At 58.6% G+C, this 24,138-nt stretch carries 25 protein-coding genes; 11 read left to right on the top strand and 14 right to left on the bottom strand.

The window, feature by feature from the left end:
* Window positions 1–88: 88 nt before the first annotated feature.
* The gene (gene ahpC, locus AC2FAJ_RS08360) at window positions 89–652 is read right to left on the bottom strand and encodes an alkyl hydroperoxide reductase subunit C (protein WP_008501015.1); all 564 of its coding nucleotides are present in this window, start codon (window positions 650–652) and stop codon (window positions 89–91) included.
* 636 nt (window positions 653–1,288) lie between these two features.
* Here ahpC and citR point away from each other — a divergent pair.
* From citR to AC2FAJ_RS08345, 3 genes are all read left to right on the top strand, one after another.
* Window positions 1,289–2,188 carry a DNA-binding transcriptional repressor CitR gene (gene citR / locus AC2FAJ_RS08355; protein ID WP_047363743.1) on the top strand — a complete coding sequence of 300 codons (900 nt, stop codon included), beginning with the start codon at window positions 1,289–1,291 and terminating at the stop codon, window positions 2,186–2,188.
* 173 nt (window positions 2,189–2,361) lie between these two features.
* A complete protein-coding gene (locus AC2FAJ_RS08350; protein WP_048956873.1) occupies window positions 2,362–3,585 on the top strand; it encodes a phosphoadenosine phosphosulfate reductase in 1,224 nt (407 codons plus the stop codon).
* Window positions 3,570–4,196 (top strand): IbrB-like domain-containing protein, encoded by a 627-nt coding sequence (locus tag AC2FAJ_RS08345; RefSeq protein WP_041910931.1) that lies wholly within the window; start codon window positions 3,570–3,572, stop codon window positions 4,194–4,196. The genes AC2FAJ_RS08350 and AC2FAJ_RS08345 overlap by 16 nt, the downstream gene beginning before the upstream one ends.
* Here the strand turns inward: AC2FAJ_RS08345 and AC2FAJ_RS08340 are convergent, their stop codons facing one another.
* On the bottom strand, window positions 4,197–5,357 hold the full coding sequence (locus AC2FAJ_RS08340) for a pyridoxal phosphate-dependent aminotransferase (protein WP_485454030.1): 1,161 nt from the start codon (window positions 5,355–5,357) through the stop codon (window positions 4,197–4,199). It lies immediately after the preceding gene.
* A gap of 122 nt (window positions 5,358–5,479) precedes the next feature.
* Here AC2FAJ_RS08340 and AC2FAJ_RS08335 point away from each other — a divergent pair, with 122 nt between their 5' ends.
* Genes AC2FAJ_RS08335 through AC2FAJ_RS08325 form a run of 3 tightly spaced genes read left to right on the top strand, consistent with a single transcriptional unit; the run spans window position 5,480 to window position 7,319 of the window.
* Window positions 5,480–6,094, top strand: coding sequence for a methylthioribulose 1-phosphate dehydratase (locus AC2FAJ_RS08335; RefSeq protein ID WP_041910932.1), 615 nt, complete (start codon window positions 5,480–5,482; stop codon window positions 6,092–6,094).
* Window positions 6,091–6,780, top strand: coding sequence for an acireductone synthase (gene mtnC, locus AC2FAJ_RS08330; RefSeq protein WP_485454029.1), 690 nt, complete (start codon window positions 6,091–6,093; stop codon window positions 6,778–6,780). The genes AC2FAJ_RS08335 and mtnC overlap by 4 nt, the downstream gene beginning before the upstream one ends.
* Entirely contained in the window at window positions 6,777–7,319 is a 543-nt protein-coding gene (locus tag AC2FAJ_RS08325) for a 1,2-dihydroxy-3-keto-5-methylthiopentene dioxygenase (protein WP_485454028.1), read from the top strand. The genes mtnC and AC2FAJ_RS08325 overlap by 4 nt, the downstream gene beginning before the upstream one ends.
* A gap of 53 nt (window positions 7,320–7,372) precedes the next feature.
* Here the strand turns inward: AC2FAJ_RS08325 and AC2FAJ_RS08320 are convergent, their stop codons facing one another.
* The gene (locus AC2FAJ_RS08320) at window positions 7,373–7,843 is read right to left on the bottom strand and encodes an SRPBCC family protein (RefSeq protein ID WP_485454027.1); all 471 of its coding nucleotides are present in this window, start codon (window positions 7,841–7,843) and stop codon (window positions 7,373–7,375) included.
* Window positions 7,844–7,885: 42 nt separating this feature from the next.
* On the bottom strand, window positions 7,886–8,902 hold the full coding sequence (mtnA, locus tag AC2FAJ_RS08315) for an S-methyl-5-thioribose-1-phosphate isomerase (RefSeq protein WP_485454026.1): 1,017 nt from the start codon (window positions 8,900–8,902) through the stop codon (window positions 7,886–7,888).
* 104 nt (window positions 8,903–9,006) lie between these two features.
* Here mtnA and mtnK point away from each other — a divergent pair, with 104 nt between their 5' ends.
* Window positions 9,007–10,206, top strand: coding sequence for an S-methyl-5-thioribose kinase (mtnK, locus tag AC2FAJ_RS08310; protein WP_485454025.1), 1,200 nt, complete (start codon window positions 9,007–9,009; stop codon window positions 10,204–10,206).
* 40 nt (window positions 10,207–10,246) lie between these two features.
* On the opposite strand, the gene AC2FAJ_RS08305 is transcribed toward mtnK, so the two are convergent.
* Genes AC2FAJ_RS08305 through AC2FAJ_RS08290 form a run of 4 tightly spaced genes read right to left on the bottom strand, consistent with a single transcriptional unit; the run spans window position 10,247 to window position 15,063 of the window.
* Entirely contained in the window at window positions 10,247–11,488 is a 1,242-nt protein-coding gene (locus AC2FAJ_RS08305; protein ID WP_222567475.1) for an LVIVD repeat-containing protein, read from the bottom strand.
* Window positions 11,485–12,549 (bottom strand): sugar ABC transporter substrate-binding protein, encoded by a 1,065-nt coding sequence (locus AC2FAJ_RS08300; RefSeq protein WP_485454024.1) that lies wholly within the window; start codon window positions 12,547–12,549, stop codon window positions 11,485–11,487. Before AC2FAJ_RS08300 ends, AC2FAJ_RS08305 begins: the two co-directional genes overlap by 4 nt.
* 19 nt (window positions 12,550–12,568) lie before the next feature.
* Complete coding sequence (locus tag AC2FAJ_RS08295) at window positions 12,569–13,564, bottom strand: ABC transporter permease (RefSeq protein ID WP_485454023.1); 996 nt, start codon at window positions 13,562–13,564, stop codon at window positions 12,569–12,571.
* Window positions 13,561–15,063, bottom strand: coding sequence for a sugar ABC transporter ATP-binding protein (locus tag AC2FAJ_RS08290; RefSeq protein ID WP_485454022.1), 1,503 nt, complete (start codon window positions 15,061–15,063; stop codon window positions 13,561–13,563). The genes AC2FAJ_RS08295 and AC2FAJ_RS08290 overlap by 4 nt, the downstream gene beginning before the upstream one ends.
* A gap of 159 nt (window positions 15,064–15,222) precedes the next feature.
* Here AC2FAJ_RS08290 and AC2FAJ_RS08285 point away from each other — a divergent pair, with 159 nt between their 5' ends.
* The 4 genes from AC2FAJ_RS08285 to AC2FAJ_RS08270 all read left to right on the top strand — a co-directional run bounded on the left by AC2FAJ_RS08285 (window position 15,223) and on the right by AC2FAJ_RS08270 (window position 17,977).
* Entirely contained in the window at window positions 15,223–16,311 is a 1,089-nt protein-coding gene (locus tag AC2FAJ_RS08285; RefSeq protein WP_485454021.1) for an oxidoreductase, read from the top strand.
* Window positions 16,312–16,368: 57 nt separating this feature from the next.
* Entirely contained in the window at window positions 16,369–17,112 is a 744-nt protein-coding gene (locus AC2FAJ_RS08280) for an SDR family NAD(P)-dependent oxidoreductase (RefSeq protein WP_028012303.1), read from the top strand.
* 183 nt (window positions 17,113–17,295) lie between these two features.
* Entirely contained in the window at window positions 17,296–17,592 is a 297-nt protein-coding gene (locus tag AC2FAJ_RS08275; protein WP_023303272.1) for a type II toxin-antitoxin system RelE family toxin, read from the top strand.
* On the top strand, window positions 17,573–17,977 hold the full coding sequence (locus AC2FAJ_RS08270) for a helix-turn-helix domain-containing protein (RefSeq protein WP_045631313.1): 405 nt from the start codon (window positions 17,573–17,575) through the stop codon (window positions 17,975–17,977). The genes AC2FAJ_RS08275 and AC2FAJ_RS08270 overlap by 20 nt, the downstream gene beginning before the upstream one ends.
* On the opposite strand, the gene AC2FAJ_RS08265 is transcribed toward AC2FAJ_RS08270, so the two are convergent.
* The 6 genes from AC2FAJ_RS08265 to entE all read right to left on the bottom strand — a co-directional run bounded on the left by AC2FAJ_RS08265 (window position 17,974) and on the right by entE (window position 24,129).
* Window positions 17,974–18,171, bottom strand: a complete 198-nt coding sequence (locus AC2FAJ_RS08265; protein WP_006809671.1) for a YbdD/YjiX family protein — start codon at window positions 18,169–18,171, stop codon at window positions 17,974–17,976. The two genes, AC2FAJ_RS08270 and AC2FAJ_RS08265, sit on opposite strands and share 4 nt — an antisense overlap.
* Window positions 18,172–18,230: 59 nt before the next feature.
* Window positions 18,231–20,336, bottom strand: a complete 2,106-nt coding sequence (gene cstA, locus AC2FAJ_RS08260; protein WP_017694336.1) for a pyruvate/proton symporter CstA — start codon at window positions 20,334–20,336, stop codon at window positions 18,231–18,233.
* Window positions 20,337–20,485: 149 nt separating this feature from the next.
* A complete protein-coding gene (gene entH, locus AC2FAJ_RS08255) occupies window positions 20,486–20,899 on the bottom strand; it encodes a proofreading thioesterase EntH (protein WP_028012300.1) in 414 nt (137 codons plus the stop codon).
* Window positions 20,899–21,654, bottom strand: a complete 756-nt coding sequence (entA, locus tag AC2FAJ_RS08250; protein WP_485454020.1) for a 2,3-dihydro-2,3-dihydroxybenzoate dehydrogenase EntA — start codon at window positions 21,652–21,654, stop codon at window positions 20,899–20,901. Before entA ends, entH begins: the two co-directional genes overlap by 1 nt.
* Complete coding sequence (locus AC2FAJ_RS08245) at window positions 21,654–22,508, bottom strand: isochorismatase (protein ID WP_048956895.1); 855 nt, start codon at window positions 22,506–22,508, stop codon at window positions 21,654–21,656. The genes entA and AC2FAJ_RS08245 overlap by 1 nt, the downstream gene beginning before the upstream one ends.
* Window positions 22,509–22,518: 10 nt before the next feature.
* Complete coding sequence (gene entE / locus AC2FAJ_RS08240) at window positions 22,519–24,129, bottom strand: (2,3-dihydroxybenzoyl)adenylate synthase EntE (RefSeq protein WP_485454019.1); 1,611 nt, start codon at window positions 24,127–24,129, stop codon at window positions 22,519–22,521.
* Window positions 24,130–24,138 lie beyond the last annotated feature (9 nt).

Raw genomic sequence — 24,138 nt, 5'->3', positions numbered from 1 at the left:
TTTGCGGGCGGCCTGAATGCAACTTGCATCATGGTGCTGGAATGAAATGGGCGCGGGGGGCGCCCATTGATTGCCGGATGGTGAAAACTTAGATTTTACCGACCAGGTCCAGGGATGGAGCCAGGGTTGCTTCGCCTTCTTTCCATTTAGCCGGGCACACTTCACCTGGGTGAGAGGCCACGTACTGAGCCGCTTTCACTTTACGCAGCAGGTCAGAAGCATCACGGCCGATACCTTCAGCGGTAACTTCGATAGCCTGGATAATGCCCTGCGGGTCAACCACGAAGGTTGCACGGTCGGCCAGGCCTTCATCTTCACGCATGTTGTCGAAGTTACGGGTCAGGGCGCCAGTCGGGTCGCCGATCATCGCATATTTGATTTTCGCGATGGTTTCAGAGCTGCTGTGCCACGCTTTGTGGGTGAAGTGGGTATCGGTAGACACAGAGTAAACGTCTACGCCCAGCTTCTGCAGTTCGTCGTAATGGTCAGCCACGTCGCCCAGTTCGGTCGGGCAAACGAAGGTGAAGTCAGCCGGATAGAAGAAGAAGACGCTCCAGCGACCTTCGGTATCTTTCTCGGTTACTTCAATGAACTCACCGTTTTTGAACGCCTGGTTTTTGAAAGGTTTAATTTTAGTGTTAATCAAAGACATCTGTACTTCCTCCGTGTTTTCGTTGAGATGTAAGGTAACCAACTTTGCTCATCGGGGCTAATGCGTATGCTTTATCAAATCAATCAGCCAAACCTTACAACGTCAACAAGACAGCAAGGTGAACCTGCTGCGGTACCCCAGAAAGTATAAAGGCCGCCTCAACGGGCGGCCCTGATACCTGAATTCCCCGCAGGTACATTCAGTGCCAGCCGAAGCTGGCGTTGCGTTGCGCTCTACAACCTTATATCAAGGTAATAACAGCCGAATGATTACAACACCCGTCCAGCGTAAGAGCAATGCACCTGAGCGGCAATCCTATCTATGGCTGTGATAGGTTTTAACGAACAAGTGCTGTCATTTATTTCCTTTGGTACCCAGGCAGGGAGAAATAGATAAGAATGATGATTGTGTTCTATATATAAATGAAAACTATTTCAATGAAAGGAATCGCACTTTTAAAGATAAAAGTATCTTAATACTCATTGAAGATCTATTTCATTAATCTACCTTCGTGATATATTAAGCGAAAATAAATCGTTAATTAAGTAAGTTATTCTCATGGATGATAAATGGTTAACTTACTCCTATAGTTATCAGTTATGTGATAACGCAAACACAACGTACTCAGGATGAAACATGGCAAACCTCTACGATCTAAAAAAATTCGACCTTAACCTGCTGGTCATTTTTGAATGTATCTTTCAACACTTGAGCATCAGCAAGGCAGCAGAAACACTCTACATTACCCCCTCGGCGGTCAGTCAGTCACTCCAGCGCCTGCGTAACCAACTCAACGACCCGCTGTTCATTCGTTCCGGTAAGGGGATCACGCCAACCACGGTGGGCATTAATCTCCACCATCATCTTGAGCAAAATCTTAATCAGCTTGAGCAGACGATAAACATCATGCATGGCTCCGTGCTGAAAAAGAATTTTATTGTTTACTGCCCCCAGATCCTGACGACTGAAAATTTGCTCAACCCGCTTAAGTTCTTGATGAGAAATCACAATTATGAAATAGAGCTTCACGATATGCTGCTGGCAGCTGATTCCGCAGAAGACCTGTTGGCGTACCGTAAAGCGGACCTCATTTTTTCCATGGCGCCCGTCAATAACCGCTCAATCGTCTGCGTATCCTACGCAAGTTACCCCATGATACTGGTGTGCAGCCAGGACCATCCGCGAATGAAAGAGGCCGTCACCCTGGAGGCGCTTCAGGAAGAGAAATTCACCTTCTTTCTCAGCGATGATATAGGCGTCAAAAACTATCAATCCCTGGTGCAGAAAGTTCATGCGGATAAAACCATCGCGTTTCGCTGTGACTCCGTGTTCACCATCATTACTATGATCAGCGCATCCCATCTCCTGGGATATGTACCAGAACCTTTATTTGATAAATATAAAGATGTGCTACGGCTCAAAAAATTAGATGCGCCGTTCACGCTTCCCCCTCTCGATATTTTCATGCTTTATAACCGCTCGGCGTTGAACAGCGCGGTGTTCTCAACGTTTGTTGAACAAATCATCGAGAATTAACGGTAAAGGGCTGCGCTTATCACAGCCCTTTACATCCTTGTAATACATAAACCTCATTTATAATTTAGAAAAACATTTTTCTTTTTCATTTACCTGCCACTCTTTTTACCTAATATTACTCTCTCTTGATTATTGACACCCATCCGGTATTTATTTGCAGGGAGGCATTTACCTTGTCAATGTATAAGTATCCACTAAACCAAAATGTCCTTGAGGCCGCGGTAGACCGCATCGCATGGACGCTTGAGAATCTCCCGATGGTTTGTGTTTCATTTTCAGGCGGGAAAGATTCGACCATCATGCTGCATTTGACGGCTCAACAAGCCCGAAAAATGGGCAAAAAAATTCATCTGCTCTTTATAGACTGGGAAGCGCAGTTCACTTACACCATTGAGCATGTAAATAGAATGCTCCAGCAGTATGGCGATGTGATTGCAAAATACTGGTGGGTCGCTCTGCCACTCACGACGCAAAACGCCCTGTCGCAATACCAGCCCGAATGGCAATGCTGGGAGCCGGGCAAACCGTGGGTTCGCCAGCCGCCCGAAGAGGCGATAACCGCCCCTGATTACTTCGATTTCTACCAGCCGGGCATGACGTTTGAAGCCTTTGTCCGTGCGTTTTCTGACTGGTTTGCACAGCATCGCCCTGCCGCAATGCTGGTGGGCATACGCGCCGATGAATCCTACAACCGCTTTTTAACCATCGCCAACGCCCGCAAGCAGCGTTTCGCCGATGATAAACCCTGGACAACCATCGCCCCGGGCGGGCACGCTTGGTACATCTACCCGCTTTACGACTGGAAAACCGCGGATATCTGGACGTGGTTCGCCAAAACGGGAGAATGCTATAACCCGCTGTACAATCTCATGTTTCAGGCTGGGGTCCCGCCACGCTATATGCGCATCTGCGAGCCCTTTGGCCCAGAACAACGCCAGGGTTTGTGGTTGTATCACGTTGTCGAGCCTGAACGCTGGGCCGTTATGTGTGAACGCGTCAGCGGTGCGAGCAGCGGCGGAATTTACGCCGGGCACGATAACCATTTCTACGGCCACAGGAAGATCCTGAAACCCGACCACCTGAGCTGGTACGCGTATGCCATGCTGCTGCTCGACAGCATGCCGCAAACGACGGCAGAGCATTACCGCAACAAAATCGCGGTGTATTTGCACTGGTATCAAAAGCGGGGCATGGACGATATTCCCGATACCCAGGAAGGGGACATTGGCTCAAAAGATATCCCCTCCTGGCGCCGAATTTGTAAGGTTTTACTCAATAACGATTACTGGTGCCGGGCGCTCTCTTTCAGCCCTAACAAACCCAAACACTATCAACGCTACAGCGAAAGAGTGAAGGCAAAACGCAAGGAGTGGGGAATTTTATGCGACAAAGAATAATCTCAGAGATCGAAACGTACCTTCAGTCCCTTCCTGAAGAGGATCGCATTAACGCCATCAATGCGTTTCGCCAGGTCATACATCAGCACAGCCCTTTTCGCGAGCAGCCTGTCGACTGCGTGCTCTGGGTTAAACAGGATCGTCTTACGGCCAATGATTACAATCCCAATAACGTTGCCCCGCCGGAAAAGCGGCTACTCACGAAGTCGCTGGAACTGGATGGATTCACTCAACCTATCGTTGTGACTGAAAATACCCCTCAGCACTACGAAATCGTGGACGGCTTTCATCGTCATGAAATCGGCAGCACGCGGGCAGCGCTAAAGCGACAGCTGAAAGGGTATCTCCCCGTCACCTGCCTGCGCCGCGAGCGCCAGGATAAACACGATCGAATGGCCGCAACCATTCGCCACAACCGGGCGCGTGGACGACACCAGATCAACGCGATGGCAGAAATCGTCCGTGAACTGGCGCAGCTTGGCTGGAACGAGCAAAAAATTGGCAAAGAGCTCGGTATGGACAGCGATGAGGTGTTGCGCCTCAAGCAAATCAACGGCCTGCTGGAACTGTTCGCAGACCGTCGTTATTCAGAAGCCTGGACGGTGAAATAATCAGAGCGCATTCAGGCGTTCGGCCGCCAACAGCAGTGTCGATTCTTGCTTCGCAAAACAGAGACGGATCAGTTTATGCGGGAAGGGATCGGCACAGAAGACCGACAGCGGTATGGCGGTCACGCCTGCCTCTTTGGTCAGCCACTGGCAGAAACTGACGTCATCCAGATCGGAGATTGCGCTGTAGTCGGCCAGCAGAAAATACGTTCCTTCGCACGGTAAAATCTCCAGACGGCTTTCGCTGAGCGCATTCACAAACAGATCCCGGCGCGCGCGGTAAAAGTCCGGCAGCTCGCGGTAGTGCTCCGGCTCGGCGCGCAGCATATCCGCCAGCGCCAGCTGGGCGGGCGTGTTCACCGCAAAGGTCAGATACTGGTGCACTTTACGCAGCTCGGCGCTGATGGCGGCCGGTGCCACGCAGTAGCCCACTTTCCAGCCGGTCATATGATAGGTCTTGCCGAACGACGAGACGGCGGCGGCGCGCTCGCGCAGCTGCGGATGGGCCAGCACGCTGGCGTGTCCTTCTTCTGCAAAACAGATGTGCTCGTACACTTCATCACTCAGCACGTAGATCTCACGTTCTGCAATCGCCTGCCACAGCGCCGCGAAATCGGCTTTCTGCCACACCGTTGCGGATGGATTGTGCGGCGTATTCAGGATCACCAGGCGGGTTTTATCACTCAACAGTGCCGCGAATGCCTGCCAGTCAGGACGGAAATGCGGCGGCTGCAGCGCCACGCGTTTCACCACGCCGCCGGAAAGTTCAACCGCAGGCGCATAGCTGTCGTAGCTTGGGTCAAAGCAGATGACTTCATCCCCCGCGCGCACCAGCGCGGTGATGGCAGCATACAGCGCTTCGGTCGCTCCTGCCGTCACCGTGATATCGCTGTTCGCATCGGGCTTATGGCCATACAGCGCCGCCGTTTTGTCGGCAATGGCTTCCCGCAGCGCCTGCACGCCGGTCATCGGCGCATACTGATTCGCACCCTGCGCCACGTGGTGCGCCAGACGTTCCTGCAAATATTTCGGACCGTCAAAATCGGGGAACCCCTGCGAGAGGTTAATGGCATTGTGCTGCTGCGCCAGGGCGCTCATCTGCGTAAAGATGGTGGTACCGAGATCAGGAAGTTTACTCTGCGGGATCAATACGTTATTGCTCATGTTGTCGTGCCTGCTTGTAATACTTATGTTGCTGCCACTATAACACGATGTTAGTCTTTGGCAATCAAGACGCTTAGACGTCTAAACCATATGAATATTCCTGGCCGAGAGGGTAAAAGGAAATGACAGACAACCTGCAACTCACACATCTGGTCGACGCCTGCCGCTGGATTGGTGCCAAAGGCTGGGCTCCCGCCACCGGCGGTAACATGTCGGTGCGTCAGGATGAACATCTGTGCTGGCTCAGCGAATCCGGTAAAGACAAAGGCAGCCTGACGACGGAGGATTTTCTGCAGGTCGAGATCGCCACCAACCGGGCGCCGTCCGGGCGCAAACCGTCGGCGGAGACCGGGCTGCACACCCTTATCTATCGTCTGTTCCCGGAAGCTAACGCCGTGCTGCACGTTCACACCGTTAACGCCACGGTGCTGTCGCGCCTGGTGAAAGAGGCTGAACTGAATATTAGCGGCTTTGAGATGCAAAAATCCCTCGCCGGACAGTCCACGCATCTGGATACGGTTTCCATCCCGGTATTTGATAACGACCAGGACATCGACGCCCTCGCCTCGCGCATCGCCCATTACGCGCAGGAACGTCCGCTTAATTATGGTTTTCTTCTGCGCGGTCATGGCTTAACCTGCTGGGGACGCGACGTGGCCGAAGCCCGCCGTCATCTGGAAGGACTGGAATTCCTGTTTGAATGTGAAATGCGTTTACGACAACTGGAGAGAGTATGATTCGCGCAATTGTGACGGATATTGAAGGCACCACCAGCGATATTCGTTTTGTCCATGATGTTTTGTTCCCCTACGCGCGCGAGCGGCTGGCGGCCTTCGTGACCGCGCAGCAGTACGCCGAGCCGGTCACATCCATTCTGGACAACCTGCGTGATGAAATCGGTAACCCGCACGCCAGCGTCAGCGAGCTTATCGACGCCCTGTTTGCCTTTATGGATGAAGACCGCAAGTCCACTGCGCTCAAAGCGCTGCAGGGGCTCATCTGGCACGACGGCTACGTCAACGGCGACTTTACCGGTCACCTCTACCCGGACGTACTGCCTGCGCTGGAAAAATGGAAAGCGCAAGGGATTGATCTCTATGTTTATTCCTCGGGCTCTGTCGCCGCGCAGAAACTGTTATTTGGCCACAGCGATGAAGGTGATATTACTCATCTGTTCAGCGGCTATTTTGATACCCACATCGGCGCCAAGCGCGAGGTTCAGTCTTATCAGAACATCGCGGCGCAAACGGGCATCGCCCCGTCGCAGATCCTGTTCCTCTCCGATATCCATCAGGAGCTGGACGCGGCTGAACAGGCAGGTTTTCGCACCCTGCAGCTGATTCGCGGTGATGATGACGGCGCAAGCCATCACCATCAGGTCCACCAGTTTGACGAGATAAATCCGGAGCAGATCCCTTCATGAGCGCATTGACCATTTATTCCGATAAAGACGCCAGTAAGCATCAGTGGCACAGCACCGACGCCGCCGAAATCGCTCAACAGCTGAACGCTAAAGGCGTGCGCTTTGAGCGCTGGGCGGCAGACCGTGATTTAGGACAGGATCCTGCCCCCGAAGCCGTGATCGAAGCGTATCAACATGCGATCGACAAGCTGGTGGCAGAGAAAGGCTATCAGAGCTGGGACGTGATCAGCCTGCGCGCCGACAATCCGCAGAAAGAGGTGCTGCGCGCGAAGTTTCTGAACGAACACACCCACGGCGAGGACGAAGTACGCTTTTTCGTGGAAGGCGCGGGCTTGTTCTGCCTGCACATTGGCGATGAGGTGTATCAGGTGCTGTGCGAGAAAAACGACCTGATTTCCGTGCCGGCGGGCACGCCGCACTGGTTTGATATGGGCTCAGAGCCGAACTTTACCGCCATTCGTATTTTCGACAATCCGGAAGGCTGGGTTGCCCAGTTTACGGGCGATGCAATCGCGGATGCGTATCCACGCCTGGCCTGATCTTTTCTCCCTCTCCCTGTGGGAGAGGGGCGGGGTGAGGGCACCAGCGCGCACTAAGCGTTAAGCCCTTTCACATACTCAACCAGCTGATCCAGCACAATCCCCCACCCTTCGTGGAAGCCCATCTGTTCATGCTGCTCGCGGATTTCCTTCGTCGGATGGCGCGCTATCGCCGTATAGCGGGTTTTCCCCTCCCCGACGTCTTCCAGCAACAAAATTGCCGTCATAAACGGCTTCTCGGCCGGTTTCCAGCCTTCGGTATAGCCGTCGGTAAACACCAGCTTTTTCCCCGGGTCGATTTCCAGGAAGACACCCCGGTTATCCATCCGCTGCCCGTCCACCTCAAACACGGTGTTGAACCGCCCGCCCACGCGCAGGTCGCGGTCGCATTCGGTCACCTTGTGCGGAGCAGGAATGAAGAAGTTTTTGATGTGCTCGGGCGTGGTCCAGCAGAGCCAGAGCAGGTCGCGCGGTGCGTCCACCACGCGCTCCAGTTTTAAGTCTGTTTCAGGATCGAGCGTCACGATGTTGTCCTCTCAGGGAACCCCCTTAAAGGATAGCCGGACTCAGGCAAATTTCCCTTCCGCCACCTCATCCGGCGTGACCACACCCGTATCCAGCACCCAGCCGCTAATCAGCGAGGCAGGCGTGACGTCGAATGCCGGGTTATAGACCACCGCGTTTTCCGGCGCCCACTGCACCGCGCCAAAGCTTCCGGCAACGCCCGTCACTTCGCTGGCGGCGCGCTGCTCGATGGGGATCGCATCCCCGTTCGGGCAGGCCGGGTCGAGCGTCGTTTGTGGGGCGGCGACGTAAAATGGAATACCGTGGAATTTCGCCAGCACCGCCAGCGAATAAGTGCCGATCTTGTTCGCCACATCACCGTTAGCGGCGATGCGATCGGCCCCCACCCACACGGCGTCCACCTGCCCTTTCGCCATCAGGCTGGCGGCCATGGAATCGGTAATCAGCTGATACGGCACGCCCAGCTCGCCAAGCTCCCACGCGGTCAATCTACCGCCCTGCAGCAGCGGGCGAGTCTCATCCACCCAGACGTTGCTGACGTTGCCTTCCTGATGCGCCCGTGCAATCACGCCCAGCGCCGTACCGACGCCCGCGGTTGCCAGCCCGCCGGTGTTGCAGTGGGTCAGCAGACGGCTGCCGGGCTTCACCAGCGCGCTGCCCGCTTTTGCAATCGCGTCGCAAAGCCGTTTGTCTTCGTCAATCAGGCGCAGCGCCTCCGCCACCAGCGCCGGAACGAAATCCTCTTCCCACAGCGCAAGCTTCATGCGGTCGAGGTTGTTCATCAGGTTTACCGCCGTCGGGCGGGATGCGCGAAGCGTTTCCAGCGCCACCGCCAGCTCATCGCGGCTTTTGCCGTTTTCCGCCAGCAGCGCCAGCAGCAGGCTTGCAGAGAGACCAATCAACGGCGCGCCACGCACGCGCAGAGCGTGGATATGCCCAACCAGCGCCTCCACCGTTGAGGCATCCAGCCAGCGTTTCTCCTGCGGAAGCGCCAGCTGGTCGAGAATAAAGAGCTGATTATCCGCCACCCGCAGGCTGGTCGTCTGTAATGTCTGCATGTCGTTAATTCCCTGTTGCGTTGTTGTAGCACATTGTGTCAGGATGAAATCCAGATGTATAGACGTCTACATGTCTTAATTAGTTAACTCGTGAGGAACAGGCCATGTCGCAATACCGTACCTTTACCGCTCAGGACGCCGTGGAGTATGCCAGGCAGTTTGGTGGGCTTGACGATCCGTCATCGCTGGTAGAGGCGCAGGAAGTGGGCGACGGCAACCTCAATCTGGTTTTTAAAATTTTCGACAGCGCGGGCGTGAGCCGCATCATCGTTAAACAGGCACTGCCCTACGTGCGCTGCGTCGGCGAGTCCTGGCCGCTGACGCTGGATCGCGCTCGCCTCGAGGCACAAACCCTGGTCGAGCATTACCAGCACAGCCCGCAGCACACCGTAAAAATCCACCACTTTGACCCGGAACTGGCGGTGATGGTAATGGAAGATCTCTCCAGCCATCGCATCTGGCGCGGCGAGCTGATCAAAAACATTTACTACCCGCAGGCGGCGCGCCAGCTGGGCGAATACCTCGCGCACGCGCTGTTTCACACCAGCGATTTCTACCTGCACCCGCACGCGAAAAAAGCGCAGGTGGCGAAATTCATCAACCCGGAGATGTGTGAGATCACCGAAGATCTGTTCTTCAACGATCCGTACCAGGTTCATGAGCGCAATAACTACCCTGCCGAGCTGGAAAATGACGTCGCCGCCCTGCGCGACGACGCCCCGCTAAAAATTGCCGTGGCCTCCCTGAAGCACCGCTTCTTCTCGCATGCCGAAGCGCTGCTGCACGGGGATATTCACAGCGGCTCGATTTTTGTGGCCGACGGCAGCCTGAAGGCCATCGACGCCGAGTTCGGCTATTTCGGGCCGATTGGCTTTGACGTCGGCACCGCCATCGGCAACCTGCTGCTCAACTTCTGCGGCCTGCCGGGGCATCTGGGCATTCGCGATGCCGCCGCCGCGCGCGAGCAGCGCCTGACCGATATTCAGGAGCTGTGGAACACCTTTGCGGAACGCTTCCAGGCGCTGGCAAACGAGAAAGCACGCGACGCCGCGCTCAGCGCGCCAGGCTATGCCTCCGCCTTTCTGAAAAAGGTCTGGCATGATGCCATCGGGTTCTGCGGCACCGAACTCATTCGCCGCAGCGTCGGGCTTTCCCACGTCGCGGATATCGACACCATCCAGGACGAGGCCATGCGCCACGAATGCCTGCGCCACGCGATAACGCTCGGCAAGGCGCTGATCGTGATTGCCGATCGTATCGACAGCGCGGAAGATCTGGTGGCGCGGGTGCGGCAGTACAGTTGATTTTCTCCCTCTCCCTGTCGGAGAGGGCATCAAACCGCACTTACCCCAGATACTCAATCACCGACAGCCCGGCGTTATAGTCCGTGCTGTAGATAATTCCCTGCGCATCCACAAACACGTCACAGGACTGGATCACCTGCGGGCGATTCGGCCGCGTGTCCATCATCCTCTCCGGTGCCGCGGGCACCAGCGCACCGGTTTCCACTGGGCGATACGGATTAGAGATGTCATACGCGCGCACGCCCGCGTTCTGATACGTCGCGAAAATCAGCGTCGAGCTGACGAAGCTTCCGGGCCGGTTCTCGTGCAGGTTGTGCGGGCCGAAATGCGCCCCTTTTGCCACGTAGTCGGTTTCATTCGGCTGCGGGAAGGTCGAGATGCTCACCGGGTTCGACGGCTCGCGAATATCAAACAGCCAGATCAGCTTCTCGCCGTCCTGCTGGTTATCCAGCACCGCTTCGTCCAGCACCACCAGCAGATCCCGGTCCGGCAGCGGCAGCGCGGTGTGCGTCCCGCCGCCAAACGGCGGGCTCCAGTTACGGTGGCTAATAAGCTTAGGCTGGGTACGATCCTTCACGTCCAGCAGCGTTAAGCCGCCGTCGCGCCAGCTGCCGTACGCCGTATCGCCGGCAATAATCGCGTGGTGGAGCGCGTAGCGTTTCCCTTCCGGCCAGTTCGGCTGTTCGCCTTCGGCCTGGTTCATGCCCGGCAGCCACCAGCGCCCCGCCACCTCGGGCTTGCGCGGGTCCGCCAGGTCGATCGTCAGAAAGATGTAGTCGGTAAAACCGTCGATCAGCGCTGACACGTACGCCCAGCGGCCACCGACGTACCAGATGCGGTGAATGCCAATGCCGCTCAGCGACAGAAAGCCGATTTCACGCGGCGCGTCCGGCGTGGAGATATCAAAAACGCGAAGCCCGGCGCTCCAGCCCCTGTCCTGCACGTCGCTGACGGTCTCTCCTACCTGACGGGTGTAGTAGACCTTCTCGTCGGCGAAGCGGGCATCGGCAAACAGATCCCGGGCGTTGATCACCAGCAGCAGGTCGTCATGCGCCTGGAGGTGCACGTTCCAGGTGCCCGGCGGCGCAGGAAAATAGCCCGCGGGTTTCGGGTTTTTCGGGTCGCGCACGTCTACTATCGAAAAGCCCTGCGACACCATATGGCCGATATAGGCGAAACCGCGGTGCACCATCAGCTGCACGCCGTCCGGGCGACCGCCCTGATCGCTATGGCCGATCAGCCGCATATTGCGGCTGTATTCTGGCGTAGGGAGGATACTCATTTATTTTTCGCTTCCAGCGTCGCAAACCACGGCGCAATGAAATCTTCCGTCTGGCCCCAGCCCGGAATGATTTTGCCCAGCGACGCTACGTTCACCGCCCCCGGCTGCGCGGTCAGCAGCGCCTGCGGGATCGCAGCGGCTTTGAAGTCGTAGGTGGCAGGCGTGGCTTCTCCGGCAATCTTGTTGGCGACCAGACGCACGTTGGTCGCCCCAATTAGCTTCGGATCCACCGCCACGCTCACCTTCCACGGGCTGCCCGGCTCGCGCATCAGCTGCAGATCCTGGTTGGAGATGTCGATGCTGTAGAGCTTGATCTCGGTGCGGCCGTTCTCTTTCAGCGCTTTATACGCCCCCTGGCTGAAGGCGTCCCAGGTCCCCCAGATGGCATCGATTTTGCCTTTCGGGTATTTTGCCAGGATCGCGCCCACCTTGTTGGCGGTGTCGCCCTGCACGTCAGAAGAGACCGCGCCGATGGACTCCAGCTCTTTAATCTCCGGGTACTGCTTTTGCAATTCTTTATAGGCTGCCTGACGGCGCTCCATCGGCGGGAAGCCCGCCACCCACAGCTTGACGATGTTGGCCTTGCCGTTGAAATCTTTCGCCAGTTGGCCGAAGGAGAGATTCGTCAGGGAGGCGTCGTCCTGCTGGGTGACGGTCACGCCCGGGATCTCGCCGTTTACGGCGGTATCAAACACCGAAACTTTGATCCCGGCGTCCACCGCTTTCTTCACCAGCGCGGTGGAGTACGGATCGCGGCCCTGAGACAGGATAATCCCGTCGTACTTCTGGCTGATGGCCTGGTTCACGAAGTCCTGGAATCTAGCGTCGTCGCCGTTGCTTAAAAAGGTGCTGACCTTAAAGCCAAGCTTCTTCCCTTCCTGAATGGCCCCGGCAATAAACTGCGTGGTGTTGTCGTCTGAGCCGAGGTTACGGATCACCGCGATGCGAATGGGGCCGTCATGGTTGGCAATGGCCGCCGGGAGCGGCGCGGGCGTGGCCGCGAAGCCAGGCAGAGCGGTGAATAACCCTAATGCCACCAAAGAGAGTGCAATCTTTTTCATTTTTTATCCCGTTGTGTTGTCAGCGTTTTTGTATGTAGGTAATCGCCAGCGCTACCGCGAGCACCAGCCCTTTTATAATGTCCATGGCGTAATACGGCACGGAGAGCATCACCAGCCCGTTCGACAGCACGCCGAGAATGACCGCCCCTACCAGAGTCCCCAGGGCATTCGGCTTGCCGGACCCGGCCAGCGAGAAGCCGATCCACGCCGCCGCCACCGCATCCATCAGGTATCCGCCGCCCGCGTTCACCTGCGACGAACCGATGCGCGAGGCCAGCAAAATCCCGCCCAGGCCCGCCAGCAGGGAGGCAATCACGTAGGCCGCCACCTTGTAGCGGGTGGTGCGAATGCCGGAGAGGCGCGCCGCCTCCGGGTTGCCGCCAATGGCATACATCCGGCGTCCGTGAGTGGTCAGCGACAGCCCCAGCTGCGCCAGAAGGGTCACCGACAGCATGATGATGACGATGGTCGGCACCTGCCCCAGCAGGCTGAACGCCGCCGGAATGGTCCCTTCCGCCATGTCGCCGCTCGGCAGCACCATGTTCTCGGTAATCGACCCGCCGTAGCTGTAGGTCATCGCCACGCCCTGGATGACAAACAAGCTGGCGAGGGTGGCGAGCATGTCCGGAATACGCAGGATGACGATCAGGAAAGCGTTAAACAGGCCGACCAGCGTGCAGAGCGCGAGAGTGATTACAATCGACTCGGTGGTGCCGAAGCCGTGCCAGACGAAAAGCGAAATGACCAGCGCGTTCGCCAGCGACGCAGTGGAGCCCACGGAGAGATCGAACCCGCCGACGGTCAGTGAAATCGACACGCCAACGGCAATCACCGTCACGATGGCAATCGAGCGCAGAATATTGATGATGTTGTTCGGGTCGAGGAAGCTGTCCGACGCCAGGCCAAAGACGGACACCAGCGCGACGACGGTGAGCAGCATGCCCCATTTATAGAGAAAATCAAAAAGTTGCTGACGGCCAGACGCCGCCGCGGTCACTGAAAGGGCCTTGCTCACGACGCCGTTCCTCCGGTTGAATAATAAAGTAGTGTCTCTTCACGGGCCTCGGCCCCGGCGATTTCCGCCACGATGCGCCCGTCCCACAGGACGCAGATGCGGTCGCACAGTCCCACCAGCTCGGCAAACTCGCCGGAGGCGTAAATGACCCCTTTGCCCTCGCGCGCCAGGCCGTCAATCAGCTGGAACAGATCGGTTTTGGCCTTCACGTCCACGCCTTTGGTCGGCTCGTCGAAGATCAGCACGCTGGCGTCATTGCGCAGCCATTTACCGATGGCGATCTTCTGCTGGTTGCCGCCGGATAAGCGGCGCAGCACCTGCCCCGGCCCTCGGGCGCGCACGCCGACGCGAGCAATCACCTCTTCCGCCCAGCGCCACGCCTGACGATGGCCAAACAGGCTCCAGCGCGAAAAGCTGTTATCGGCGCACACGGCAAGGTTCATGCTCACCGGCTCGTCGATAAAAATGCCCTCTTTGCGCCGCTCCTCCGGCACCAGCGCCAGGCCGCGCAGCACCGAGTCTGCCGGATCGCGCGGCTGCCAGGATTGATGATTCAGCTCACCGCGCGCCACGCGGCTTTTGCTGGCGCCAAACAGCGCCTTGCAGAGTTCGGTTTTCCCCGCGCCCGCCAGCCCGGCAATCCCGAGGATTTCGCCTTTGCGCAGGTGCAGGGAGATATCTTTCAGCAGCGCGTCGTCGTGCAGCCCTTCCACCCGCAGCAGCGTCTCTTCGCCGTGCGGCGGCCGCGCGGGCGGATAGATATCGCTCAGCACGTGGCCGAGCATCTTCTCGACGATCGCTTCACCGCTGAGATCGGCCATCGGGCCGGACTCGATCAGCTTGCCGTCGCGCAGCACCGTCAGGGTGTCGCAGATGGCCTTCAGCTCGTGAATGCGGTGGGAGATAAACACCACGCCGATGCCCTGCTGTTGCAGACGTCTTACCACCGCAAACAGACGCTCGCTCTCGTGCGCGTCCAGCGGCGCGGTGGGCTCGTCAAGAATCAAAAAACGGCAGTGGTGGGACAAAGCGCGTGCCAGCAAAATCTGCTGCTTTTCGGCAAGCGTGCAGCCGTCGATGGAGCGGCGAACGTCCAGCGTAACGTCGAGCTGCGCCAGCGCCTGCCGCGCCTGCTGACGAACGGTGCGCCAGCGGTAGCGATGCCCCGGCTGCGCCAGCTGGTCGAGCATGATGTTTTCAGCAATGCTTAACCCCGGGATCAGCGCCACGTCCACCTCCTGCTGCACGAGGTGGATGCCCAGCCGTTTGGCGTCCAGCGGCTCGCGAATGTTTACCGGCTGGTTGTTAATGGAGATTTCGCCCTCATAGTGGTCATGCGTCCCGCACAGCACCGCCATCAGCGTTGATTTCCCCGCGCCGTTGGCCCCGGTCAGCGCATGCACCGACCCGCCGTTCAGCGTGAAGTCCACGCGCGTCAGCGCCTGAAAGCCGGAAAAGGCCAGGCTGATACCGCGCATTTCAAGACGACTGGAAACCATCCGCGTAAATCCTTCATTACTCTTCTGATTTAGCGAATTTTTCACAGCTCCGGTTGACTGACAACGACGGAAAAGGCATAAGATAAAGCGAAATATTATTAGCCATCCGGATGTCCAGACATAACATCGGGTTAGCGCTTGCGAAAAAAGGACAACACCATGAGCAACACCGACATCCGCGTCGTGCCCGGCCCGGCGAACTACTTCTCCCATTCCGGAAGCCTTGCGCGCCTGGATGATTTCTTTACCCCGGAACAGCTTTCCCATGCGGTATGGATTTACGGCGAGCGCGCAATAGAGGGCGCACGCCCGTTCCTGCCGGAGAGTTTTAATGCGACGGGGGCAAAACATCTGCTGTTTAAGGGCCACTGCAGCGAGCGCGACGTCACCCGTCTGGTGAACGAATCCGGCAGCGATGCCAGCGTGGTGATTGGCGTCGGCGGCGGCGCGGTGATGGACACCGTCAAGGCCGTGGCGCGCCGCTTAGGCGTTCCGTTCGTGGGCATTCCCACCATCGCCGCCACCTGCGCAGCGTGGACGCCGCTCTCTGTCTGGTACAACGATGCCGGTCAGGCGCTACAGTTTGAGATTTTTGACGACGCTAACTTTCTGGTGCTGGTGGAGCCGCGGATCGTTCTGAACGCCCCGGCGGAATATTTGCTGGCGGGCATCGGCGATACGCTGGCGAAGTGGTACGAAGCGGTGGTGCTCGCTCCTCAACCTGAGATCCTGCCGCTGACCGTGCGTCTCGGCCTCAACGGTGCGCTGGCGATCCGCGACGTGCTGCTGGAACACAGTGAGCAAGCGCTTGCCGACCAGCAGCGCGGCGAGCTAACGCAGGCGTTTCGGGACGTGGTGGACGCCATTATTGCCGGCGGCGGGATGGTGGGCGGTCTGGGGGAGCGCTACACCCGCGTGGCGGCGGCGCACGCGGTGCACAACGGCTTGACCGTGCTGCCGCAGACAGAAAAATACCTGCACGGCACCAAGGTGGCCTACGGCATTCTGGTGCAGAGCGCCCTGCTCGGCCAGGACGACGTGCTGGCGCAGCTGGTGGCGGCATACCGGCGCTTTAACCTGCCGACCACGCTTCGCGAGCTGGACGTCGACATCAATAACCGCGACGATCTCGACAAGGTCATCGCCCACACGCTGCGCCCGGTGGAGTCGATTCACTATCTGCCGGTGACGTTAACGCCTGAGGCTCTGCGCGCCGCGTTTGAGAAAGTAGAATCCTTCCGCCGTTAATTGCGCCGACGGGCTATACCTAATGATGGTTCTCACCACTCTCGTAACGAGGTCATCATGCAGATCGATTTAACAGGTAAAAAGGCGCTGGTTACCGGCGCCAGCCGCGGGCTGGGTCGTGCGATTGCCCTGTCGCTGGCGCGCGCCGGTGCCGATGTGGTCATCACCTATGAAAAATCCGCCGATAAAGCCCAGGCGGTCGCCGATGAAATTAAGGCGCTGGGGCGGCACGGCGAGGCCATTCAGGCCGACAGCGCCAGCGCGCAGGCGATTCAGGATGCCGTCACCCATGCGGCACGCTCTCTCGGTGGGCTGGACATCCTGGTCAATAACGCCGGTATCGCGCGAGGCGGCCCGCTGGAGTCCATGACGCTGGCGGACATCGACGCACTGATCAACGTCAACATCCGCGGCGTGGTGATCGCCATTCAGGAAGCGCTGGTGCATATGTCTGACGGCGGGCGCATTATCAACATCGGCAGCTGTCTGGCGAACCGCGTGGCACAACCGGGGATTGCCGTCTACTCAATGACCAAATCTGCACTGAACTCCCTCACCCGCGGTCTGGCCCGCGATCTTGGCCCGCGCGGTATTACCGTTAACCTGGTGCACCCCGGCCCGACCAACAGCGATATGAACCCGGAGGACGGTGAACAGGCTGACTCACAGCGTCAGCTTATTGCCCTGGGCCATTACGGCCAGCCGGAAGACGTCGCGGCGGCGGTCACCTTCCTCGCCAGCCCGGCAGCCGGGCAGATCTCAGGCACCGGTCTGGACGTGGACGGCGGTTTGAACGCCTGATCGCAAATTTCCTGAAAGCCTCTGTCGCCCGGCAGAGGCCTTGTCGAGCCGCCTCGATGTTTCGCTTTTTACCGCTTACTTCCGTTTTATGTCCGCTCTACAGTACCCCATAAGAAATTCGGAATTTATCTAATAGTCTTATTATTTCCTTATAATTTGTGTGGGCGTACAGTGGAGGTACGGATGAAGATTGTCTGGTCAAAGAATGCAAAGAAAGAGTTTTCCAAAATCGATGGCCGATATCAGCGAAGAATCAAAGCAAAACTTGCTGAGCTGGACGATCGCTCAGCTCCCCGGCCCGATATCAAAAAAATATCGGCAACAGAAAATCATTTTCGGCTACGCGTTGGCGATTACCGCATTCTGATTACACTTCGGGACGATCCCGATAACCATTGTTATGTTTTGGCCGTCAAGCGCAGAACATCAACGACCTACCTTCACGAGGAGAAAGCCCCCTATGGCTGTTCAGCTAATTAAGGACGATGAGGGAAAAGCGCAGTACGTCGTTATTCCCTATGATGAATACTTTCGTATGTGCTTACAGATGGCAGAAATTGACGACGAAACCGATGATGATCTAGAGGATATTGAAGTCGAACACGATTGTTATGATGACGTAGGATTACCTGGTGAAGTGTGCGACGTCATGCATAACGAGAACGTCAGCCTGCAGGCCGCATGGCGCATTCTGCGCGGCATGTCGCAGCAGGAGGTGGCGGAAAAACTCGGCATCAGCCAGTCCGCCGTGTCGCAGCTGGAAGCGCTGGACTCCCGTCCGCAAAAGCGCACCCGCGAAAAGCTGGCGGCAATTTATGGCTGCAAGCAGGAGCAAATCAGCCTCTATTTACCGAAAGAGGGTTAACAGCACTTCGCCCCGCCCTTGCCGCCGTAACGGGCGTCCTGGCGGTCGCGGAAAAACTCTTCGTAGGTCATCGGCGTCTGGTCCGGGTGGTTGACGCGCATATGCTCGACGTAGTTATCGTAATCCGGCACGCCAATCATCATTTTGGCGGCCTGGCCCAGGTACTTACCTGCTTTGGAGAGGGTGTCGAACATCATTCTGGTCTCACTGGAAATGTAGGCCGGGTAAGCGCTAGCGCCACCCGGCACACAGGTTAATGCGCCCCTTTCGCCTGGGTCACAATCTCGTCCAGGTTTTCAGGCATCGGCTCGTACGGCGTCTCTTTCGCCGTCGGCGTGTCGACCTTCAGCGCCGCCAGCGCGGTTTTCAGAGAATACAACGCCAGCACCACAACCACCACCATAAAGAAGATGGTCAGTCCGGCATCCAGACGGTTGTTGAACACCAACTGAGACAACTGCGATTCGGTGTACTGCGCCGGGATCTTGCCGCTGTCGATCATCGCCTGGAACTTGTTGGCGATCGCCAGGAAGCCCACCTTATTGTCCGGGCTGAAGGCTTTTTGCCAGCCCGCCGTCAGGGTACAGATTAGCAGCCAGGCGGTTGGCACCAGCGCCACCCACGCGTAACGCTGGCGCTTCATCTTGAAGAGCACCACCGCGCAGAGCATCAGCGCCATGCCCGCCAGCATCTGGTTGGCGATACCGAACAGCGGCCACAAGGTGTTGATCCCGCCCAGCGGATCGACCACGCCCTGATGCAGGAAGTAGCCCCACGCCAGCACGCATAGCGCCGTCGCCAGCAGGTTAGCCGGGAGCGAATCGGTCCGCTTCAGGTTCGGGGAGATCACCCCCAGCAGATCCTGCAGCATAAAGCGCGCCGCACGGGTTCCCGCATCCACCGCCGTCAAAATAAACAGCGCCTCGAACAGGATGGCGAAGTGATACCAGAACGACACGTCCATCAGCCCGCCCAGCGCGCCGTGGAGAATGTAGGCCATGCCCACCGCCAGCGTCGGCGCCCCGCCCGCGCGGGAGATAATTGACTGCTCGCCAACCTCATTAGCGATATGCGTCAGCGTTTCCGGGGTAATGGCAAAACCCCAGCCGCTCACCACCTGCGCGGCGGACGCTACCACGTCAACGGTGCCAGCCGGGGCCAGTACCGCCATCGGGCTGTTCATCGCAAAGTAAACGCCCGGATCAATAATGCAGGCGGAGACCAGCGCCATAATCGCCACGAAGGACTCCATCAGCATGCCGCCGTAGCCAATCAGGCAGGCCTGATTTTCATTCGCCAGCATCTTCGGCGTCGTCCCGGAGGCGATCAGCGCGTGGAAGCCCGACACCGCACCGCAGGCGATGGTGATAAACAGGAACGGGAACAGGTTACCAGTCCAGACCGGGCCGGTACCGTCGATGAATTTGGTCAGCGCAGGCATGGTCAGGGTCGGGCGCATAATCAGAATGCCGATGGCCAGCCCGACTATGGTGCCGATTTTCAGGAAGGTTGAGAGATAGTCACGCGGGGCCAGCAGGAGCCACACCGGCAGCACCGCCGCCACAAAGCCGTAGCCCACCAGCATCCAGGTCAGCTGCACGCCGGTAAAGTCGAAGAATGGTGCCCAGGTCGGGCTTTCCGCCACCCAGCCGCCGGAGATAATCGCAAATACCAGGAACACCAGGCCAATGACAGAGACTTCACCAATGCGCCCGGGGCGCAGGTAGCGAATGTAAATCCCCATAAACAGCGCCAGCGGAATGGTAAAGGCGACCGTGTAGGTTCCCCACGGGCTGTGGGTCAGCGCTTTCACCACGATCATCGCCAGCACCGCGAGGATGATCACCATGATCATAAAGGTCGCCACCAGCGCAATCACCCCGGCGGTTGCCCCCATCTCCTCTTTCACCAGTTCACCCAGCGAACGTCCGTCGCGGCGGGTGGAAACGAACAGCACCATAAAGTCCTGCACCGCCCCCGCCAGCACCACCCCCGCGAGGATCCAGATCATCCCCGGCAGGTAGCCCATCTGCGCCGCCAGCACCGGCCCCACCAGCGGGCCTGCACCGGCAATCGCCGCGAAATGGTGACCGAACAGCACTTTTTTATCAGTCGGCACGTAGTCCAGCCCGTCGTTGTGGCGCACGGCAGGCGTCATGCGTGTGCCGTCTACGCCCAGTACCGTCTTTGCGATATAGCGGCCATAAAAACGGTACGCAATGAGATAAATGCAGACGGAGGCGACGACGATCCAGAGCGCATTGATCTGCTCCCCCCGGTTGAGGGCGATATAGCCCAGGGCAAAGGCTCCCACAACGGAGAGCACCGCCCACGTAAGGTATTTCCCTGAGTTGTTCATAGTTGTTGTCCGTTGTTGTGAAACAGTGAGATGTTACATTTTGTTTCTAGAACAACGGATAAAATTTAACAACTTTGAAACGCAATAATGCGTGGTCAAACCAGAGATTTACACCACAGTGTTAAGCCGATCACTTTCAGCTGAATGGCCTACCCCAGCACCATCGTGCTCAACCGACAGGTACAGCACCGCCGCCCCTGCTCGTCGAATACCACGATCTCCCAGCTCTGGCTCGAACGCCCCAGATGCAGCGGCTGACACACGCCGCGCACCTTACCGTGAGAGACCGCGCGGTGGTGCGTGGCGTTCAGCTCAGTGCCGACCACGCTCTGCCCGTCGCGGGTCATCAGAAAACCGGCCATTGAGCCCAGCGTTTCCGCCAGCGCCGCCGAGGCGCCGCCGTGCAGCAGGCCAAACGGCTGATGGGTACGGGCATCCACCGGCATCTCCGCTTCCAGCGTGTCGTCTCCGAGGCGGGTATAGACAATGCCCAGGTGCGCCACCAGGGTGTTCACGCTGGTGGCGTTCAGTTCTTCAAGCGATAAATGACGTTTCCAGATCATTACGCCCCCAGCGTGGAGCCGCCGTCCACCACGATATCCTGCAGGGTAATATGGCTGGCGGCATCGGACGCAAGGAACAGCACGGTGGCGGCAATTTCCCGCGGACGGGCAATTTTGCCGAGCGGAATGCCGAGCTTGAACTGCTCGCCAAAGCCGCGAATGCGCTGCTGCTCCGCATCGTCGCTTTTCCACAGGATGCGCTGCATGTCGGTGTCCGTTGAGCCCGGCGACACCAGGTTACAGCGCACGCCGCTGCCCGCCAGCTCCAGCCCGACGGTCAGCGCCAGGCTTTTCAGCGCCGCCTTCGACGCGCCGTAGGCGCTCATCCCGATGCGCGGGGTATGCGCCGCGTCGGAAGCTACGGTCACTATCGCCCCGCCCTGCTGACGGCGGAACTGGCCCATCGTCTGCTGAAACATGTTAAACGCGCCGCCGGCGTTAACCGTAAAGGTTTGCTGCCAGTCCTCCTGCGAAAGCTCGTCCGTCGCGCCCATGCGCAGAATGCCCGCCGCGTTAACCAGCACGTCGAGGCGCTCAAGGGTGCCGAGTAAACGCCCGCAGACGTCGCCCACCTGCGCCGCGTCCGCCACGTCCAGCGTTTCGGTGGCAAACGGATAATCGTCCTGCGGGAAGGCCAGATCGAACCCGGTCACCCGCGCGCCCGCCTCCACAAAGGCCAGCGCGGTCGCATAGCCAATACCTTTACCCGCGCCCGTTACCCAAACCGTTTTACCGGTAAAATCGAGCTCCGCCATCACTTCACCTCACGGGAGAGCAGCGCCCACCAGGCGTCAAGGGTCGGATTTTTCGCCAGCATCACGAAGTCGATGTCGCCGTGCACCTTCCGCCAGCGGGCGGCCAGCGCCATCATGCGCACCGAGTCCAGACCGTAGTCGATCAGGTTTTCGTCATCCATCGGCTCGTCGGACTCGTCCAGCAGCGGCAGGATCAGCGCGCGCAGCGCGGCTTTCGTTGCCGGAACGGACGGCAGCAGCTCGTCGGTCATCACCACGCGGCCAGAACGTCCTGCCACGTATTTCAGCGACATCAGGTGCTCGTCGCGGGTGAAGTCCGCCAGCGCATCGGCGATAAAGAACGGCTTGATGTCGCGCATAAAGGCATCTGTGGCGGTGGTCATGCAGCCGATGTGGGCATAAACGCCGGTAATCAGCAGCTGGTTGCGGCCGGTCTCTTTCAGCATCTGCTCCAGCGGTGAGCGGTGAAACGCGCTGTAGCGCCACTTCACCAGCACGGTGTCCGCTTCGTCCGGTGCCAGTTCAGCCACGATACGCTGCTGCTCCGGCGAGCGGGTCAGGCCCGGCCCCCACATGTCGTTCAGCAGGGCGCGGTCTTCATCGCTCTGCTCTTTCGGCTGCGCGGTGTAGTACACCGGGATATTGTGTTCTTTGCAGTACGCGCGCAGTTTAGCGATGTTCGCCACCACCTGCTGCATCATGTCGCTATTTTCGCCCCAGAAGTTCAGGAAATACTCCTGCATATCGTGGATCAGCAGCGCGGCGCGCTCTGGCTCAAACGCCCAGTTGACCTTGTTGGTCGGCAGCTCTGTGGCGGTTGGCAGCGCGTAAGCGGTTAATTTTGGAATGGCCATTCTCTGTTCCTCAGCCCCGGGCGCGTTCAGCAAGCCACAGGCGCAACTGTTTCTTATCAACTTTGCCGACCGGCGTGAGCGGAAGCGCATCTACGCTCTCCACGCGGTCCGGCAGCTTGAATTCGGCAACGCCCTGCTCGCGCAGGAAGCGACGCACCTCAACCGCACGCAGGGGCTGTTTCACCACCAGATACGCACAGCTTTTTTCGCCCAGCAGGCTGTCCTCCATGCTCACCAGCGCGGCGTGGATCACCGCTTCGTGGCGCAGCAGCAGGTTTTCGATCTCTTCGGCGGCAATCTTTTCGCCACCGCGGTTGATCTGATCTTTCTCGCGCCCCTGCACGGTGATGTAGCCCTGCTCATCGATGGCGATCAGATCGCCGGAGCAGTAGAAACCGTTGGCATCAAAGGCGCTGGCGTTGTGCTCCGGGCTGTTGAAATAGCCGCGGAAGGTGTACGGGCCGCGCGTCATCAGGCGTCCGACTTCCCCGCGCGGGAGCGGATTGCCGTCCTCGTCCGCCACCCACACCTCGTCATCAGGGCACATCGGACGGCCCTGAGTGTTGATGATGCGTTCCGGTGCGTCGTCGAGGGCGGTGTAGTTCACCAGCCCTTCCGCCATGCCAAACACCTGTTGCAGCTGGCAGCCGATTTCCGCCGGGATACGCGCCGCGAGCGTGGCGGAGAGGCGTGCGCCGCCCACCTGGAGCAGCTTGAGGGACTTAAGCTGCGCGTTCCCCGCGCCGTCGGCAATCGCCTGCAGCCAGATGCTTACCGCCGGAGGGACCAGCGAGGTCACGTTGATTTGATGCTGCTCAATCAGCGGGAAGCAGAGCGTGGCGCTCGGATCGTTCGCCAGCACCACGCAGCCGCCCGCCGTGAACACGCCTAACGATCCCGGCGAGCTCATGGCGTAGTTATGCGCCGCGGGAAGCGCGTTCAGATAGCGGGTGTGCGCAGTGATGCCGCAGATTTCATTGCTGCGGCGGATGCTGTAGTCGTAGTCGTTGTGCGTACGCGGGATCAGCTTCGGCGTGCCGGTGCTGCCGCCGGAGAGCTGGAAGAACGCCACCTCGTCTGCGGGCGTCGGGTTGGGGATGAAGTTGTCCGCCGGGCGCGCAATCGCCGCTTCCAGCGCATGTTCACCCCGATCGCCGCGCAGCAGCACGACGCGAACCGAGCGGTGTGCATCCACAAAGGCGTTCAGAAAATCATCGCCAGCAAACAGCGCGTGGTCGCGATCGGCAATCAGCACGGCGGGTTTGATCTGCTCCGCGTAGGCGTTCAGCTCGCTTCGCTGATGGCTAAAGAGCGCGTTGACCGGCGCGACGCCGATTTGCAGCAGCGCGAAGAAGGTGATGTAGAACTCGGCCACGTTGCCAAGCTGCACCAGCGCCGTCTCGCCGCGATGCAGCCCCTGTGCCTGAAGGGCGAACGCCAGGTTGTTCACCGCCTGATTAAACGCGCGGTAGGTGATGTGCCGTTCGCCGTTAATAATCGCCACGGCATCGCTGTCCGCATGGTCCGTCAGGATGTGGGTCAGCGGCAGATCCTGCCAGTAGCCTTTTTCGCGGTAGCGGCGGGCAAATTCCTCAGGCCAGCGGGTAAAAGGGATGGTCATGTGTATTCC

This window comes from Enterobacter cloacae complex sp. 385G4, from assembly GCF_057320665.1.
This window is presented reverse-complemented; position numbering and strand designations above follow the sequence as displayed.

What these genes read in the sequence shown, in the direction of transcription:
- ahpC (WP_008501015.1), bottom strand. Translation starts at nt 652, where the DNA reads ATGTCTTTGATTAACACTAAAATTAAACCTTTCAAAAACCAGGCGTTC.
- citR (WP_047363743.1), top strand. Translation starts at nt 1,289, where the DNA reads ATGGCAAACCTCTACGATCTAAAAAAATTCGACCTTAACCTGCTGGTC.
- AC2FAJ_RS08345 (WP_041910931.1), top strand. Translation starts at nt 3,570, where the DNA reads ATGCGACAAAGAATAATCTCAGAGATCGAAACGTACCTTCAGTCCCTT.
- AC2FAJ_RS08340 (WP_485454030.1), bottom strand. Translation starts at nt 5,357, where the DNA reads ATGAGCAATAACGTATTGATCCCGCAGAGTAAACTTCCTGATCTCGGT.
- AC2FAJ_RS08335 (WP_041910932.1), top strand. Translation starts at nt 5,480, where the DNA reads ATGACAGACAACCTGCAACTCACACATCTGGTCGACGCCTGCCGCTGG.
- mtnC (WP_485454029.1), top strand. Translation starts at nt 6,091, where the DNA reads ATGATTCGCGCAATTGTGACGGATATTGAAGGCACCACCAGCGATATT.
- AC2FAJ_RS08325 (WP_485454028.1), top strand. Translation starts at nt 6,777, where the DNA reads ATGAGCGCATTGACCATTTATTCCGATAAAGACGCCAGTAAGCATCAG.
- mtnA (WP_485454026.1), bottom strand. Translation starts at nt 8,902, where the DNA reads ATGCAGACATTACAGACGACCAGCCTGCGGGTGGCGGATAATCAGCTC.
- mtnK (WP_485454025.1), top strand. Translation starts at nt 9,007, where the DNA reads ATGTCGCAATACCGTACCTTTACCGCTCAGGACGCCGTGGAGTATGCC.
- AC2FAJ_RS08305 (WP_222567475.1), bottom strand. Translation starts at nt 11,488, where the DNA reads ATGAGTATCCTCCCTACGCCAGAATACAGCCGCAATATGCGGCTGATC.
- AC2FAJ_RS08300 (WP_485454024.1), bottom strand. Translation starts at nt 12,549, where the DNA reads ATGAAAAAGATTGCACTCTCTTTGGTGGCATTAGGGTTATTCACCGCT.
- AC2FAJ_RS08290 (WP_485454022.1), bottom strand. Translation starts at nt 15,063, where the DNA reads ATGGTTTCCAGTCGTCTTGAAATGCGCGGTATCAGCCTGGCCTTTTCC.
- AC2FAJ_RS08285 (WP_485454021.1), top strand. Translation starts at nt 15,223, where the DNA reads ATGAGCAACACCGACATCCGCGTCGTGCCCGGCCCGGCGAACTACTTC.
- AC2FAJ_RS08280 (WP_028012303.1), top strand. Translation starts at nt 16,369, where the DNA reads ATGCAGATCGATTTAACAGGTAAAAAGGCGCTGGTTACCGGCGCCAGC.
- AC2FAJ_RS08275 (WP_023303272.1), top strand. Translation starts at nt 17,296, where the DNA reads ATGAAGATTGTCTGGTCAAAGAATGCAAAGAAAGAGTTTTCCAAAATC.
- AC2FAJ_RS08270 (WP_045631313.1), top strand. Translation starts at nt 17,573, where the DNA reads ATGGCTGTTCAGCTAATTAAGGACGATGAGGGAAAAGCGCAGTACGTC.
- AC2FAJ_RS08265 (WP_006809671.1), bottom strand. Translation starts at nt 18,171, where the DNA reads ATGTTCGACACCCTCTCCAAAGCAGGTAAGTACCTGGGCCAGGCCGCC.
- cstA (WP_017694336.1), bottom strand. Translation starts at nt 20,336, where the DNA reads ATGAACAACTCAGGGAAATACCTTACGTGGGCGGTGCTCTCCGTTGTG.
- entH (WP_028012300.1), bottom strand. Translation starts at nt 20,899, where the DNA reads ATGATCTGGAAACGTCATTTATCGCTTGAAGAACTGAACGCCACCAGC.
- entA (WP_485454020.1), bottom strand. Translation starts at nt 21,654, where the DNA reads ATGGCGGAGCTCGATTTTACCGGTAAAACGGTTTGGGTAACGGGCGCG.
- AC2FAJ_RS08245 (WP_048956895.1), bottom strand. Translation starts at nt 22,508, where the DNA reads ATGGCCATTCCAAAATTAACCGCTTACGCGCTGCCAACCGCCACAGAG.
- entE (WP_485454019.1), bottom strand. Translation starts at nt 24,129, where the DNA reads ATGACCATCCCTTTTACCCGCTGGCCTGAGGAATTTGCCCGCCGCTAC.